The organism is Bradyrhizobium sp. Kon10, from assembly GCF_055807395.1.
In genome coordinates this window covers 1-273 of record NZ_JBVVOZ010000217.1, presented here as the reverse complement: position 1 = coordinate 273, position 273 = coordinate 1, and the positions used below count along the sequence as shown (strand labels likewise).

Here is a 273-nt window from a genome sequence, read left to right as displayed (position 1 = left end):
GCCGACACGGGTCTGTTCAACCAAGGCTGGAAGGACAGCGCCGATGCCATCTTCCATGCCGACGGCACGATCCCCAAAGGGCCGATCGCATTGGTCGAGGTGCAAGGTTATGTCTTCGCCGCATATCAAGGTATGGCCGCGCTGGCCGCCAGACGCGGCGACGATGCAAAGGCGGCGCACTGGAGCGCCCTGGCAGAGAGGATCCGTGAGGCGGTGGAAACGCATTTCTGGATGCCGGACCGAGATTTCTATGCTTTGGCAATCGACGGAGAA

Annotated in this window: 1 pseudogene; it reads left to right on the top strand. The window is 61.2% G+C overall.

What is annotated here, in order from left to right:
* Positions 1-273 (top strand): annotated as a pseudogene (locus AC0L2O_RS36775) (amylo-alpha-1,6-glucosidase); the annotation flags it as partial.